The organism is Streptomyces sp. NRRL F-5727, from assembly GCF_000719555.1.
GTDB lineage: Bacteria > Actinomycetota > Actinomycetes > Streptomycetales > Streptomycetaceae > Streptomyces.
In genome coordinates this window covers 19990-33703 of record NZ_JOGX01000015.1, presented here as the reverse complement: position 1 = coordinate 33703, position 13714 = coordinate 19990, and the positions used below count along the sequence as shown (strand labels likewise).

General features: G+C 73.3%; 9 protein-coding genes. 6 read left to right on the top strand and 3 right to left on the bottom strand.

All coding sequences use genetic code 11. The annotated features are described in order from the left end of the window. Positions 1-2 precede the first annotated feature (2 nt). A complete protein-coding gene (locus tag IF73_RS0113640; RefSeq protein ID WP_031007217.1) occupies positions 3-386 on the top strand; it encodes a VOC family protein in 384 nt (127 codons plus the stop codon). A gap of 54 nt (positions 387-440) precedes the next feature. Further along, positions 441-2678 (top strand): FG-GAP repeat domain-containing protein, encoded by a 2238-nt coding sequence (locus IF73_RS0113635; protein ID WP_031007215.1) that lies wholly within the window; start codon positions 441-443, stop codon positions 2676-2678. 138 nt (positions 2679-2816) lie between these two features. On the opposite strand, the gene IF73_RS0113630 is transcribed toward IF73_RS0113635, so the two are convergent. After that, positions 2817-3200, bottom strand: coding sequence for a hypothetical protein (locus tag IF73_RS0113630; protein ID WP_031007213.1), 384 nt, complete (start codon positions 3198-3200; stop codon positions 2817-2819). 132 nt (positions 3201-3332) lie between these two features. Between IF73_RS0113630 and IF73_RS37620 the strand changes: the two genes are divergently transcribed. Further along, the gene (locus IF73_RS37620; RefSeq protein WP_051716754.1) at positions 3333-4247 is read left to right on the top strand and encodes a helix-turn-helix domain-containing protein; all 915 of its coding nucleotides are present in this window, start codon (positions 3333-3335) and stop codon (positions 4245-4247) included. Positions 4248-4264: 17 nt separating this feature from the next. On the opposite strand, the gene IF73_RS0113620 is transcribed toward IF73_RS37620, so the two are convergent. Beyond that, a complete protein-coding gene (locus IF73_RS0113620) occupies positions 4265-4825 on the bottom strand; it encodes a nitroreductase family protein (RefSeq protein WP_031007209.1) in 561 nt (186 codons plus the stop codon). Positions 4826-4890: 65 nt separating this feature from the next. After that, on the bottom strand, positions 4891-6402 hold the full coding sequence (locus tag IF73_RS0113615; RefSeq protein WP_234338225.1) for an MFS transporter: 1512 nt from the start codon (positions 6400-6402) through the stop codon (positions 4891-4893). A gap of 193 nt (positions 6403-6595) precedes the next feature. On the opposite strand from IF73_RS0113615, the gene IF73_RS0113610 reads away from it, so the two are divergent. The 3 genes from IF73_RS0113610 (at position 6596) to mfd (ending at position 13713) form a co-directional block, all read left to right on the top strand. Beyond that, positions 6596-7381, top strand: coding sequence for an ABC transporter ATP-binding protein (locus IF73_RS0113610; RefSeq protein WP_031007205.1), 786 nt, complete (start codon positions 6596-6598; stop codon positions 7379-7381). Beyond that, positions 7378-9951, top strand: a complete 2574-nt coding sequence (locus IF73_RS0113605) for an ABC transporter permease (protein WP_031007203.1) — start codon at positions 7378-7380, stop codon at positions 9949-9951. The genes IF73_RS0113610 and IF73_RS0113605 overlap by 4 nt, the downstream gene beginning before the upstream one ends. 234 nt (positions 9952-10185) lie before the next feature. Next, positions 10186-13713: a transcription-repair coupling factor gene (gene mfd, locus IF73_RS0113600; protein WP_031007201.1), complete on the top strand. Its 3528-nt coding sequence runs from the start codon at positions 10186-10188 to the stop codon at positions 13711-13713. Position 13714: the final 1 nt, after the last annotated feature.

The window sequence follows — 13714 nt, the reverse complement described above, 5'->3', positions numbered from 1 at the left end:
CCATGCCTCTGCGGATGCGGCTGACGGCCGTGAACCTGGACTGCCCCGACCCGCTCGCCCTCGCCGCGTTCTACGCGCGGGCGACCGGGCTCCCGCTGCACGAGCGCTCCGACGCGGAGTTCGCGGGCCTGGTCGGGGAGCACGGCCTGGTCCTCGGCTTCCAGCGGGCCGACGACCACCGGCCGCCGACCTGGCCGGACGGCGAGGTCCCGGCCCAACTCCACCTCGACTTCGAGGTCGACGACCTCGACGCGGCGGTGACCGAGCTGACCGCCCTCGGCGCCACCCTCCCGCCCACCCAGCCCCACCCCGACCGCTGGCGCGTCCTCCTGGACCCGGCGGGCCACCCCTTCTGCCTCTCGCCCAGGAAGCCCCACAGCACCTGACCTGCGGGAAGCGGTACTCTCTCGATCTTTCACCAGGGAGGGGAACCCGCACACATGATCCACGCACGTCCGCACGGCGGCAGAATCGCCGCAGCAGCGCTCACCGTCGCCCTCGCCGCCGCGGGCGTCACGGCCCCGGCGTTCGCCGCGCCCGGGGCGGCGTACGCGGCGGAGGACCAGCAGTCCACGACGGTGCCGTACCCGAAGGGGTACGTGGAGCTCCTCGGGGGCGGGGAGAAGGGCTTCTTCACGCGGTTCCGGTACACGGTGAGCTGGACCTCCTACGCGACCGGGGTCTCGCAGGTGGTGCACGATGCGCCGACCGGCGACCGGTACGTCGTCGGCGCCTCAGACGTCCTCGTGACGGGGAACCACTCGACCTCGCTGGCGGAGGCGCGCGTGTTCACCGTCCGCGACCTGGCCTCGGGGGCGCAGCCGTACGTCGTGGACCTCGACGCGCTGGCGGAGGACGGCGAGCGGTACGTCTACCGGGGGGCGGTGGGCGGCACTCTCGTCACCCATCTGAAGAAGGCGGACGGGACGGTGGAGGGGCGGCTGGTCACCCCGGGCCCGGACGGCCCGCAGCAGCGACCGGTGGCGGGGCTCCCCACCGACATCAGGGGATTCCGGGTCACCGAGACCACCGCCGGCACGGCCGCCCTGGTCGTCGTCGCCGGGCCGGAGGATGCCCCCCGGTACACCCGGAGCGTCCTCGACGTCGCCTCGGGCACGGTCACCGACGACTTCCCCCGGGCCAACCCCTACAACAGCCCGCCCGTCTCCGTCTCGGCGTCGCACGTCGCCTGGGTCGACGAGACGGCCCCGACCCGAGTGGCCGTCGCCGCCCGGGGGACAGGCGGGACGGGGCCGGTCCGGACAACCGGCGTCGCGGCCTTCGACCCGTACGCCCTGCTCGGCGGATGGCTGGTGCACGGTGGGATCACCCGGCCCGAGACGATCAGCACCGGCGGAGCGCTGATGGCGGAGCGCGCGGACGGCAGCGGGACGCCCGTGCGGGTCCTCGACACGATGGGCTGGCTCGTGCCGGGGCCGGGCGGCTCTCTGATGGCGCGGGGCGGCTCGGTCGAGCACGGCGAGGGTCTGTACCGGATCACCCTGGACCCTGCGGGGCTGCCCGTCGCGGAGCTCGTCGCGAGCACGGGCGAGCCGTCCGTCCTCGTGTACGGGGGCGCCGAGGTGCCCGACACGATCGACCTGAGCCGGACGAAGTCGGAACTGTTCCGGTGGAAGCTGGCCGGGCGGATCGGGAACGCGCGCGTCACGATCACCCGCATGGACGGTCCCCTCGGCGACGAGCCGGTCGTGATCGGGAACCTGGTGCCGATGGGGCCGGACGGGATCGGTTTCACGTGGAAGGGCGAGGATTTCAACACGCTGGGCCGTCCCGCCGAAGCCGGCCGGTACAGCTGGAAGTTCGAGGCGAGGCAGTTCAGCGGGCTCGGTGAGCCGGTCAGTGCCTACGGGACGTTCACCGTCCACCGCGCCCTCGGGCTCCACGACTTCGACGGCAACGGCTCGCCCGAGCTTCTGACGCGGACCGGCGGACGCGCGAAGGCCGTGGACCTCGTCCTCGACCCGGCCACCAGGGCACCCTTCGCCTTCCAGGAGGCGGCGTTCGGCGGTGACTTCGACTGGGCGGCGTACGACCGCCTGGAGTCGGTCGGCGACGTCGCCGGCTCGCGGCTCGCCGATGTCGTCGCACGGGACCGGAGCGGAGTGCTCTGGCTGCACCAGGGCGCGGGCGACCTGCGGCAGCCGCTCCGCCAGCGCGTCCGGATCGGCGGCGGGTGGAACACGTACGACAGGCTCGCCGGCGGCTCCGACCTGACCGGTGACGGCCGGGCGGACCTCGTCGCCACCGACCGGGCGGGCGTGCTGTGGCTCTACGCCGGCACCGGGAACGCCTCGGCGCCGTTCAAGACCCGCAAGCGGGTCGGCGGCGGCTGGGGGATCTACAACGACCTCACCGCCACCGGGAACCTCGGCGGCGACCGCGCGGGCGACCTGGTCGCCCGGGACCGGTACGGGGTCCTGTGGCTGTACCTCGGCAAGGGCGACGGCACCTTCGCACAGCGCGTGCGGATCGGCGGTGGCTGGGGGGTCTTCCGTCAGCTCGTCGGCATCGGCGACGCGAACGGTGACGGGCGGCAGGACCTGCTGGCCTCCGACGGCTCCGTCGACTTCTTCTACGCCGGTACGGGCGACTGGCGGGCGCCGTTCAGGGCGTCCCTGCGGACCGGGCTGGCGCCGGGGGCGACCGAGCGCTTCTGACCCGGCCGAGCCCCCGCCGCCCGGCCCCGGGCGACCACCGGGAGCCGGAGCCGGGGACGCCGAAGGCCCCGAGGACCGGTCCTCGGGGCCCTCGGCTCCGGATCGACTCCCCCGAGCCCGACCCAGAGCCTCAGGGGGTCACGGGGTGGCGCCGCCCGTGCAGATCAGCCCGGAGAGACCGAAGTTGCCGTACGTGTTGGAGCTGGCGCCGCCGGGCTGGATCGTCCCGTCGTACTTGTACCCGTACGACATCTTGCTGTAGACGGCGGCCTTCACGGGGAGGTTGTTCCTGTACGAGGCGATGCCGAACTCGAAGTCGTACGGCCCGAGGCCCGCGATGCTGACGCACGCCTTCGTGCTGGCGATCGTCGCGTGGATCGTGTTGAGGTCGTAGTACTCGGAGAGGCAGAGCCGGTCCGCCGGGCACGTGGCCGCCGCCGCGGTCGGGGCCGTGGCCGTCATCCCCGCGAGGGCGAGCCCCGTGGCGAGTACCGCCGTGCCCAGTCTGCGCTTCGTTCCCATGGGTGTCGTTCCTCCTCGTTCCGCCAAGGGGCGCGCGGTGCGTCGGCGCATCCGGCGCGGTCCCGTGTCGGGAGCAGAGTCTTCCTCCTGCCGGATGTCCCTTTCCATGCGAGGAAATCGCAGACAATAATCTTGGCCGTCCGGAAGCTCTTCGCCGGCCGCCCCTGCGGCCCGACCGACGAGGTGGGTCCCCAGGTGCGCCTCTCCCCTGACGACAGACGCTCCCTGAAGCGGGTCCTCCAGGAGCGCCGGGCCGCGATCGATCCCACGAGCAGGGGCTTTCCCCGGCGCTCGCCGGGGCCGGGACGGCGGGCCGCCGGGCTGAGCCAGGAACAGATGGACGACCTGCTGCTGCGGTCCCGGGGCACGTACAACCGTTTCGAGAACGGCAGACTGCCCCGGCCGAGCGGGGATTTCCTCGCTGCGGTCGCGAAGATCCTCGGTCTGAGCGAGCAGGAGTGGACGTTCCTCTGGCGGCTGACCCGCAAGGAGAACCCGCCCCGCACGCTGCACAGCGGCTCGGGCATGTCCGTCGCCGGCATGTGGCAGCAGATCGTCGACAGGATCGACGGCGCGGTGGCGTACGTCAGCGACGCCGAGTACACCGTCATCGCCCACAACGCCGAGTTCCGGCGTCTCTTCCCGCCGGGCCGGGCGCCGCTCAACGTCATGCGGTACCTGCTGCTGGACGTCCGGGCCCGCACCGAGACCCTGACGGACTGGGAGACCCGCTGGGCGCCGGCCATGGTGCCCCACTTCAAACAGAGCGTGGAGGCGCGCCCCGACAGCCTCCTGCTCGCCTCCCTCGAACGCGCCGTCCTCGCCGACCCGCTGGTCGGCCCCCTCTACCGGGCCAGTGCCTCCGTCCCCGTCGCCTACGCGGACGGCTCCGAGCTCCCCATCCACCACGCCGTCCACGGCCCCGGCGTCCTCACGACCTGCCTGGCCGAACCGGTCTCCGCTCCCGGCGCCCGCGTCAACCTCAGCTTCTACACCCCGGACGCGCCGGGGCCGCCCGTCCCGCCGGGGCGTGGCCACCGCCCGTGACGGGGGTGTGCGACGGGCTACTCCTGCGACGCCCAGGGCGCCGCCAGCAGGTCCGCCACCGGGCGGCGTTCGCGGAGGCGGGCGGGGGGTTCGGCCGCCCGGCCCAGGGCGATCATCGAGACGATCGCCCAGCCGGGAGCCGGGTCCAGGTCCTTGGTGAGGGCGTCCAGGTCGAAGGCGCGGAACTGGTGGGCGGCCAGGCCCATCGCCTGGGCCTGCACCGTGATGTGGGCGACGGCCTGGCCGAGGTCGTAGTCGGCGAACTCGGAGTACTGGACGTCCGGTTCGCCGACGTACCGGCGGGTGAGCGTGACGACGAGCAGGCCCGCGTCCGTCGCCCAGCGGGCCGAGCTGGGCGCCAGGTGGGGGAGGAGCCGGGCGTGGTCCGGTTCGCCGGGGCGGGCCGTGAAGAAGCTCCACGGCTGGGAGTTGCCGGCGGACGGCGCCCAGCGGGCGGCCTCCAGGAGCAGGCCCAGCGTCCGGTCGTCGACGGCGGCCGACGGGTCGAAGCGGGAGGGGCTGAACCGGTCGGCCAGCAGGGGGTGGAGGGAGTCGGGGCTCTCCGCGGCGGGTCGCATGATGCGCTCCAACCCGCCGCTGTCCGGGGGTATTCCGTCCGCTCGGGCGGGCGCCCCGGCGGCCGCTAGCGTCGCTCGTCCGTGGCGTCCTTCAGGACCGGGAAGCGGCGGGGCGCCAGGACGAGGAGGGCCAGCAGGGCGAGGGCCGCCGCGGCCGCCGCACCGAAGTAGACGCGGTCCACGGCGGCGTCGACCGCGTGGCGGACGGTCTCCGTGGCGGGGAGGGAGCGGGCCAGGGTGTCGAGGTCCGTGTCGGCGCCGAGGCGGGCGGCGAGGACGCCGTTCGCGACCGCGCCGAACGCCGCCGCGCCGAGGCTCTGGCCGACCTGGCGGCAGAAGAGGACGGACGCCGTCGTCGTGCCCCGCTCCTCGTACGGGACGGTGGACTGCACGCCCACGATCAGCGGCAGCTGGAAGAGGCCGAGGCAGCCGCCGAGCACCAGCATCAGGAGGGCCGGCTGCCACGCCTCGCCCGGGTAGGGCAGGAACGGGAAGGCGAGCAGGCAGGCCAGGGCGCCCGAGATGCCGAGGACGGCGGTCAGCCGGAAGCCGACGCGGGTGTAGACGCGGTCGGAGAAGGCGGCCGTGATCGGCCAGCTCAGCGTCCACGCGGAGAGGACGAAGCCGGCGGCGACGGTGCCGAGGCCGAGGACCGTCTGCGCGTAGGTCGGCAGGAAGACGGTCGGGGCGACCATCAGCAGGCCGAGCGCGCCCAGCGCCACGTTGACGGCGGCGATCGTGCGCCGCCGCCACACCCAGCCGGGGATGATCGGCTCCGCCGCCCGGCGCTCGACGACCACCGTGACGGCGGCGAGCACCGCCGCGCCGCCCAGCAGCCCCAGCGACGGCGCCGACAGCCAGGGCCAGGCGACGCCGCCCTGCACCAGGGCGGTCAGCAGCAGCACGCCGGTCGCGAAGACGCCGAGCGCGCCCGGCCAGTCGACGCGGACCGGGACGGTACGGGGGGCCCTGGCGGGTTCCCTGAGGTGGCGGAGGATCAGCCAGAGGGCGAGCCCGCCGACCGGCAGGTTGACGAGGAAGATCCAGCGCCAGTCCGCGTACCCGGCGAGCAGGCCGCCGGCCGCCGGGCCCGCGACGGCGGCGGTGGCCCACACGGAGGAGAGCCGCGCCTGGATCCTGGGGCGCTCGTCGAGCGGGTACAGGTCGGCGGCGATCGTCTGGACGGTGCCCTGGAGGGCGCCGCCGCCGAGGCCCTGGACGACGCGGAAGGCGATGAGGGCGGCCATGTTCCAGGCGGCGGCGCAGAGGAGCGAGCCGACGAGGAAGAGGACCGTTCCGGCGACGAGGACGGGCTTGCGGCCGAAGGTGTCGCTCAGCTTGCCGTAGACGGGGAGGGTGACGGTGACGGCGAGGAGGTAGCCGGAGAAGAGCCAGGAGAAGACGGAGAGTCCGCCGAGGTCGCCGACGATCTGCGGGACGGCGGTGGCGACGATCGTGCCGTCGAGGGCGGCGAGCGCCATGCAGAGCATGAGGGCGGCGACGACGGCGCCGCGGCGGCGGTCCGCGGGGGGCTCCTCCTGGCCGGTCCGTCTCGGGGCCGTTCTCCCGTCCGTCACCACGCGACGCTTCCTTTCTTCGTACACCTAAATGTGCGCGGACAGGGTCTCACTCCGACCAGGGGCCGAGGAACCCCTAGGGGGACCTCCCCCATACGAGCCAGGGGACGGTCGTTCCGGCGGAGGACGAGAACCGGCCAGGCCCGTTCTTAGCTTGTTCTTACAAGCCACCACCACCGCGTAGGAGAGAATCGTGACCACGGCTGTGACCATCCCCAGGCACGGGGGTACTGGAGGGCGTACGGCCGTCGCGCGGGCGCGGCAGGTCGTCAAGGCGTACGGCTCCGGGGAGACCAGGGTCGTCGCGCTGGACCACGTCGACGTGGACATCGCCCGCGGCCGGTTCACCGCGATCATGGGCCCCTCGGGGTCCGGCAAGTCGACCCTGATGCACTGCCTCGCCGGCCTCGACACCGTCACCGGCGGGCAGATCTTCCTCGACGAGACCGAGATCACCGGGCTCAAGGACAAGAAGCTCACCCAGCTGCGCCGGGACCGGATCGGCTTCATCTTCCAGGCGTTCAACCTGCTGCCGACGCTGAGCGCCCTGGAGAACATCACGCTGCCCATGGACATCGCCGGCCGCAGGCCCGACCGGGCGTGGCTGGACCGGGTCGTGGACACGGTCGGGCTCGCCGGGCGGCTGAAGCACCGGCCGGCCGAGCTCTCCGGCGGCCAGCAGCAGCGGGTCGCCGTCGCGCGGGCGCTCGCCGCCAAGCCGGACATCATCTTCGGGGACGAGCCGACCGGCAACCTCGACTCGCGGGCCGGCGCCGAAGTCCTCGGCTTCCTGCGGCAGTCGGTGGACGAGCTGGAGCAGACGATCGTCATGGTCACCCACGACCCGGTCGCCGCCTCCTACGCGGACCGGGTGCTGTACCTGGCGGACGGGCGGATCGTGGACGAGATGGAGCGGCCGACCGCCGACGCCGTCCTCGACCGCATGAAGGACTTCGACGCGCGCGGGCGGACGTCGTGACCGTCTTCCGCACCTCGCTGAGAAACCTCCTCGCGCACAAGGGCCGGATGGCGCTCTCCGCCGTCGCCGTGCTCCTCTCGGTCGCGTTCGTGTCCGGCACGCTGGTCTTCACCGACACGATGAACACGACCTTCGACAAGCTCTTCGCGGTCACCGCCTCGGACGTCACGGTCTCCGCGAAGGGGGCCGACCCGTCGGACGAGACCCCGGACACCGGCCGCCCCGACTCCTTCCCCGCCTCGGTCGTCGCCGAGGTGCGGAAGGCGGAGGGCGTCGCCGAGGCGCAGGGCTCCGTCACCTCGCTGGGCGTCACCGTCGTCGACGCGCGGAACAAGAACGTCGGACCGACCGGCGGCGCCCCGACGATCGCCGTCAACTGGAGCCCGTACGAGCTCCGTTCGGTGCAGCTCGCCGAGGGCCGTGAGCCCCGCGGGCCGGCCGACGTGGTCGTGGACCGCGGCACCGCCGACAAGCACGGCCTGAAGCTCGGCGCCACCCTCCGGACGATCTCCGCCGCGGGCGACTTCACCGCGACGGTCTCCGGCATCGTCGAGTTCAAGGTCACCAACCCGGGCGCCACCGTCGTCTACTTCGACACCACGACCGCGCAGCGGCAACTCCTGGGCGAGGAGGGCCTGTTCACGCAGGTGATGGTGGAAGGGAAGCCGGGCGTCCCCGACGAGACGCTGAAGGCGCAGGTCGCCGCCGCCCTCGGGGACGGCTACACGCTCCAGACCGCCGCCGAGGCGGCCGACGCGGGCCGGGAGGACGTCGCCGGCTTCCTCGACGTCATGAAGTACGCGATGCTCGGCTTCGCCGGTATCGCCTTCCTCGTCGGCGTCTTCCTCATCGTCAACACCTTCTCCATGCTGGTCGCCCAGCGCACCCGCGAGATCGGCCTGCTGCGGGCCATCGGCGCCGACCGCCGGCAGATCAACCGGTCGGTGCTGGTCGAGGCGGTCATGCTCGGCGTGATCGGCTCGGTCGCCGGTGTCGCCGCCGGTGTCGGCCTCGCCGTCGGCCTGATGGAGCTCATGTCCACCATGGGCATGGAGCTGTCCACCCGCGACCTCACCGTCGCCTGGACCACCCCGGTCGTCGGCCTCGCCCTCGGCGTCCTCGTCACCGTCCTCTCCGCCTACGTCCCGGCCCGCCGGGCCGGCAAGGTCTCCCCGATGGCCGCCCTCCGCGACGCGGGCACCCCCGCCGACGGGCGGGCCGGCCGGCTCCGCGGCGCCCTCGGCCTGCTGCTGACGCTCGCCGGCGGCGGCGCGCTGTGGGCGGCGACCCAGGCCGAGAAGGCCGGGACGGGCTCCCTGTGGCTGGGCGTCGGCGTCGTGCTGTCGCTGCTCGGCTTCGTCGTCGTCGGCCCGGTCCTCGCGGGCGGGGTCGTACGGGTCCTCGGCGCGGTCGTCCTGCGGGTCTTCGGCCCGGTCGGCCGGATGGCCGAGCGGAACGCGCTCCGCAACCCGCGGCGGACCGGCGCCACCGGCGCGGCCCTGATGATCGGCCTGGCGCTGGTCGCCTGCCTCTCGGTGGTCGGCTCCTCCATGGTCGCCTCGGCCACCGAGGAGCTGGACCGGTCCGTCGGCGCCGACTTCATCGTGCAGAACCCGATGGGCGCGCCGATCGTGCCGCAGGCGCAGGCGGCGGTGGAGAAGGCGGCGGGCCTGGACCACGTCACCGAGTACCGGCCCGTCGACGTGCGGATCACGGACCCGGCGGGCGGGGTCTCCCAGGAGTGGCTGGCCGCGACCGAGCCCGCGTACGCGCGGGACCTGAGGCGCGAGGTCGCCTCCGGGGACCTGGCGGCCGCCTACGGGCCGGGCGCGATGTCCGTCGGCAGCGACTACGCGACGGCGCACGGCGTGCGGGTCGGCGACACCCTCTCCGTCGCCTTCGCCCACGGCTCGACCGCGAAGCTGAAGGTCGCGGCGATCACGCTGGACAGCGGGAACGTCGACAACGGCGCCATGTACACGAACGTCACCACCGCCCGGGCGCACGTGCCGGCCGAGCGGATGCCGGCCCCGGTGCTGCTCCTCGCGAGCGCCCGGGACGGGCAGCAGGAGGCGGCGTACGCGTCGCTGAAGGAGGCGCTCGCGGCGTACCCCCAGTACAAGGTCTCCAACCAGGCCGACTACAAGGAGGCCCTCCAGAAGCAGGTGGGCCAGCTCCTGAACATCGTCTACGGGCTGCTGGCGCTGGCGATCGTCGTCGCGATCCTGGGCGTGGTGAACACCCTGGCGCTGTCGGTGGTGGAGCGCACCCGCGAGATCGGCCTCATGCGGGCGATCGGTCTCTCCCGCCGCCAGCTGCGGAGGATGATCCGCCTGGAGTCGGTGGTGATCGCGCTCTTCGGCGCGCTGCTCGGACTCGGCCTGGGCATGGGCTGGGGCACGGCGGCCCAGCGGCTCCTCGCCCTGGAGGGCTTCGGCGTCCTGGAGATCCCCTGGCCGACGATCGTCACGGTCTTCGTCGGCTCGGCCTTCGTGGGCCTCTTCGCGGCCCTGGTCCCGGCCTTCCGCGCGGGCCGCATGAACGTCCTGAACGCGATCGCGAGCGACTAGCGGGAGCGGTGGTACGCGTACGGCCCCGGCGCCTCTGGTGCGCGCCGGGGCCGTACGGCTGCCCGGACCGTGGACGTCGGGCCCCCGATCCCGCAGCCGGGAGGGCGAGGGTGATCCCCCGCGCCCCCGGCGGGCCGCCGTCGTAGGGTGGAGGCCCCGGCCCGTGTGACGTGTCGGGCCGTTCGCGTTGTCCACTCCTCCGTTCACCCTCGTACGTACCGGGATGGAAGCCCCATGAGCCTGCACGGTCTGCTCGACCTCGTCGTCAAGGACGCGGCCCTTGAGGAGGCGATGACGGCCGCTTTCGACGGGAACCGTCCGCACGTGGACCTGGTCGGGCCGGCCGCCGCCCGGCCCTTCGCCGTGGCCGCGCTGGCCCGGGACTCGGGGCGGCCGGTGCTCGCGGTGACGGCGACCGGCCGGGAGGCCGAGGACCTGGCGGCGGCGCTGCGGTCGCTGCTCGACCCGGACACCGTCGTGGAGTACCCGTCCTGGGAGACGCTGCCGCACGAACGGCTCTCGCCCCGCTCGGACACCGTCGGCCGCCGCCTCGCGGTGCTGCGGCGGCTCGCCCACCCGAGCCCGGACGACCCGGCCGCGGGGCCCGTCTCGGTCGTCGTCGCGCCCATCCGGTCCGTCCTCCAGCCGCAGGTGAAGGGGCTCGGGGACCTGGAGCCGGTGGCGCTCAGGACCGGGCAGACGGCGGACCTGAACGACGTCGTCGAGGGGCTCGCCGCCGCCGCGTACGCGCGCGTGGAGCTGGTCGAGAAGCGCGGCGAGTTCGCCGTCCGCGGCGGCATCCTGGACGTCTTCCCGCCGACCGAGGAGCACCCGCTCCGGATCGAGTTCTGGGGCGACGACGTCGAGGAGATCCGCTACTTCAAGGTCGCCGACCAGCGCTCCCTGGAGGTCGCCGAGCACGGCCTGTGGGCGCCGCCCTGCCGTGAGCTGCTGCTGACGGACGAGGTGCGGGGGAGGGCCGCGGCCCTCGCCGAGGAGCACCCGGAGCTCGGCGAGATGCTGAACAAGATCGCCGAGGGCATCGCGGTCGAGGGCATGGAGTCGCTGGCGCCGGTCCTCGTCGACGACATGGAGCTGCTGCTGGACGTCCTGCCCACCGGGTCGATGGCCGTCGTCTGCGATCCGGAGCGGGTCAGGACCCGGGCCGCGGACCTCGTCGCCACCAGCCAGGAGTTCCTCCAGGCGTCGTGGGCGGCGACGGCCGGCGGCGGCGAGGCGCCGATCGACGTCGGCGCGGCCTCCCTGTGGGGGATCGCCGACGTCCGGGACCGGGCGCGGGAGCTCGGCATGATGTGGTGGTCGGTGTCGCCGTTCGCGGCGGACGCCGAGGCCGACGGCGACACCCTGACGCTGGGCATGCGCGCCCCCGAGACGTACCGCGGCGACACCGCCCGCGCGCTCGCCGACACCAAGGGCTGGCTGGCCGACGGCTGGCGGACGGTGTACGTGACGGAGGCCCACGGCCCCGCCTCCCGCACCGTCGAGGTGCTGGGCGGCGAGGGCATCCCGGCCCGGCTGACGGCCGACCTGACCGACGTCGACCCGGCCGTCGTGCACGTGGCCTGCGGTTCCATCGACTTCGGCTTCGTCGACCCGGCGCTGAAGCTGGCCGTGCTGACCGAGACCGACCTGTCCGGCCAGAAGGCGGCGGGCAAGGACGGCCAGCGGATGCCGGCCAAGCGGCGCAAGACCATCGACCCGCTGACCCTGGAGGTCGGCGACTACATCGTGCACGAGCAGCACGGCGTCGGCCGCTACCTGGAGATGGTGCAGCGCACGGTGCAGGGCGCGACCCGCGAGTACCTGCTCGTCGAGTACGCCCCCGCCAAGCGCGGCCAGCCCGGCGACCGGCTCTACATCCCGACGGACCAGCTGGAGCAGGTCACCAAGTACGTCGGCGGCGAGGCGCCCACGCTGCACCGGCTCGGCGGCGCGGACTGGACGAAGACGAAGCAGCGGGCGAAGAAGGCGGTCAAGGAGATCGCCGCCGACCTGATCAAGCTGTACAGCGCCCGGATGGCGGCCCCCGGCCACGCCTTCGGCCCCGACACCCCGTGGCAGCGGGAGCTGGAGGACGCCTTCCCGTACGCGGAGACGCCCGACCAGCTGTCGACGATCGCCGAGGTGAAGGAGGACATGGAGAAGACGGTCCCGATGGACCGGCTGATCTGCGGCGACGTCGGCTACGGCAAGACGGAGATCGCGGTGCGCGCCGCGTTCAAGGCGGTGCAGGACGGCAAGCAGGTCGCGGTCCTGGTGCCGACGACCCTGCTCGTCCAGCAGCACTACGGCACCTTCTCCGAGCGGTACGGACAGTTCCCGGTCAACGTCCGCGCGCTCTCCCGCTTCCAGTCGGACACGGAGGCCAAGGCGACCCTGGAGGGGCTGAAGGACGGCTCGGTCGACGTGGTCATCGGCACCCACCGGCTCTTCGCCTCGGAGACAAAGTTCAAGGACCTGGGCCTGGTCATCGTCGACGAGGAGCAGCGCTTCGGCGTCGAGCACAAGGAGCAGCTGAAGAAGCTCCGGGCCAACGTCGACGTGCTCACCATGTCGGCGACGCCGATCCCCCGGACGCTGGAGATGGCGGTGACGGGCATCCGGGAGATGTCCACGATCACCACCCCGCCGGAGGAGCGGCACCCGGTCCTCACCTTCGTCGGCCCGTACGAGGAGAAGCAGATCGGCGCGGCGATCCGCCGCGAACTCCTCCGCGAGGGGCAGGTGTTCTACATCCACAACCGGGTGGACTCGATCGACCGGGCGGCGGCGCGGCTGCGCGAGATCGTCCCGGAGGCGCGGATCGCGACGGCCCACGGCCAGATGAGCGAGAGCGCCCTGGAGCAGGTCGTGGTCGACTTCTGGGAGAAGAAGTTCGACGTGCTGGTGTCGACGACGATCGTCGAGTCCGGCATCGACATCTCCAACGCGAACACGCTGATCGTGGAGCGCGGCGACAACTTCGGCCTGTCGCAGCTGCACCAGCTCCGGGGCCGGGTCGGACGGGGCCGCGAGCGCGGCTACGCCTACTTCCTCTACCCGCCGGAGAAGCCGCTCACGGAGACCGCGCACGAGCGGCTCGCGACCATCGCCCAGCACACCGAGATGGGCGCGGGCATGTACGTGGCGATGAAGGACCTGGAGATCCGCGGCGCGGGCAACCTGCTCGGCGGCGAGCAGTCCGGTCACATCGCGGGCGTCGGCTTCGACCTGTACGTACGGATGGTGGGCGAGGCGGTCGCCGACTACCGGGCCTCGCTGGAGGGCGGGGTCGAGGAGGAGCCGCCGCTGGAGGTCAAGATCGAGCTGCCGGTCGACGCGCACGTCCCGCACGACTACGCGCCCGGCGAGCGGCTGCGCCTCCAGGCGTACCGGGCGATCGCCTCGGCGAACACGGAGGAGGACATCAGGGCGGTACGGGAGGAGCTGACCGACCGTTACGGCAAGCTGCCGGAGCCGGTGGAGAACCTGCTCCTGGTGGCGGGGCTGCGGATGCTGGCGCGGTCCTGCGGGGTGGCCGAGATCGTCCTCCAGGGCCCGAACATCCGCTTCGCCCCGGTGGAGCTGCGGGAGTCGCAGGAGCTGCGGCTGAAGCGCCTCCACCCGAAGTCGGTGGTCAAGCCGGCCGTCCACCAGATCCTGGTGCCGCGCCCGGCGACCCGGCCGATCGGCGGCAAGCCGCTGGTCGGGCGCGAACTGCTGGCCTGGACCGGGGAGTTCCTGACGACGATCCTGGACTGAG